Annotated in this window: 3 protein-coding genes; all 3 read right to left on the bottom strand. The window is 58.5% G+C overall.

Annotated features, from left to right (window positions below; translation table 11 throughout):
- Window positions 1–579 precede the first annotated feature (579 nt).
- Window positions 580–861 (bottom strand): hypothetical protein, encoded by a 282-nt coding sequence (locus ACW5E8_RS14755; RefSeq protein WP_456966297.1) that lies wholly within the window; start codon window positions 859–861, stop codon window positions 580–582.
- A 57-nt stretch (window positions 862–918) separates the two neighbouring features.
- Entirely contained in the window at window positions 919–1,326 is a 408-nt protein-coding gene (locus ACW5E8_RS14750) for a DUF4259 domain-containing protein (protein ID WP_456966296.1), read from the bottom strand.
- A gap of 86 nt (window positions 1,327–1,412) precedes the next feature.
- Window positions 1,413–1,818 (bottom strand): hypothetical protein (locus ACW5E8_RS14745; RefSeq protein WP_456966295.1); only part of this gene is annotated, 406 nt, incomplete at its 5' end.

The raw sequence follows: 1,818 nt of genomic DNA, 5'->3' as shown, positions 1-1,818 counted from the left end.
TGCGAAGACGGTTCTTGCCACAGACAAAGAGCACGTTGTGCGTCAAATCGTCACCTGCGGCCTAACGCCTGAATTAAGCCGCGCCGCGAAGCGGTGTCGGCTTGAATGAATTGTTAGGCGCAACTGTAGCCGAAGCCGAGGACGTTACGCACCCAAGGCTAGGCCGAAGCTACTGACGGGCTTGCCTGGAACAGCAAGCCGCCGTGAACAGAGAAGCTGCTGACTCAGAGCACCTTGGTCGCGCGGCCGAAGTGCAGCGATCGGACTCCCGCCCGAAGCCGCGCTTTATTAAAGCGAGCTATCGGACCGAAGCACAAGAACAGCCGAAGCCGAAGTAGGCGGACGCCAACACTCACCGCGTGTGCGGGCTGCACCAGCGAAAGATCGCCAGGTCGCAAAGTGACCGGTTGCTACAGGACCCAGAATTTCCGCTACTGCGATGCTTCTAAGCGCCTAACACCTAAGTTAAGCCGAGACGCGTAGTGGAGCCAACCACATGGCAAGCTTTACCTGCCATGTGGTTGGTGGAACGAAGCGGCTTCGGCTTGAACGCATTGTTAGGCCGCGCTGGACGGTGCATCACACGGCCTTGGGATAAACGCGACGCTTGCGACGCAGCGGACGAGACCGCCCCTCAAACACCTCGACGGCTGCCAGGCTAATGGCTTTGTCGATGGTGAGATTGCCTGATAGAAGGCGGCCAGCCAATACACTGATCTGGGTGTGAGTGTCCGGCGACATGTCCAGCAACATCCGTGCGGCATCCGGCTCCCCGTATGCGACAAGCTCCACGGCCAAATCTTTCGGGTTGAAAGATACGCCGCCAACACCTTTGTCTAGCAGATCAAGGAGGTTTGTCATGCGGCCTAACGCCTGAATTAAGCCGCGCCGCGAAGCGGCGTCGGCTTGAATGAATTGTTAGGCCTGTAGCTGCGCGCGTAGACCCGCAACATCTGCTTGCCAGTCATTGAAGTCCTCAGTGTCCTCCCAGAGCTCACGAAGCTCAGACTCTGGGCCAGTGATCCGGTCAATCGCGGCGGTTGCTTGGGACACAAGCTCCGCATCGGCCGTTGGCTTCACGCTTGCGATCCATGCCATCAACTGTTCCTCGCCTTGTACGGCAGTCGTAGGCCGACCAAGAGCAGCCGCAATAACCTCAATCGCCGCAAGTGCTTGCGTTGCGTAAGGTGCGTCCAGATAGCCGTCCACAGCCAGCAGCTCGGTAATAGTCTCTCGGACCGAGCCTAGATCCTTTTGATCCGTTAGATCAGCGACCCAGTCCGCGGCATCGTCATTGCCAAATGAGCCAACCGCCCAGCAACCCATGATCTCTCCCTGCAGGCCTAACGCCTGAATTAAGCCGACCCGCGAAGCGGGTTCGGCTTGAATGAATTGTTAGGTGCCGGCGGAGGCTACCGGCACACGATGTCAAAGAGTCTATAGCGCAGACCGTGGTCCATGGCTTGTGTGCGCACGTCTGCCACGTCCCGCTCAGCCCCCTTCTCACAGGTGCCGCCCTCGTTTGTCATAAAGGTGCCGAGCACCGTGTCGATCTCTTTGTCATCGTAGAAGGCGCTAGGTGCACTGAGCTCAAAGAGGCATTTGTAGTAGCGGGGGTATGTTTCGTATGCGAACGAGCGGTAGCAGGCTTGGCCAATCGGAGTCTCTCGCCGGACCTTGGATGCGCAGCCACCCGACAACGTTGCCAGAAGGATGATCGTGCAGATCGCGGAGTTCTTGCTCACGGCACCTAACACCCAAGTTAAGCCGCGCCACAGCGGGGCGTGAAGCACATGGCAAGCTCTTTCTGCCATGTGG

It is taken from the genome of Luteimonas sp. A649 (assembly GCF_054072735.1).
This window is presented reverse-complemented; position numbering and strand designations above follow the sequence as displayed.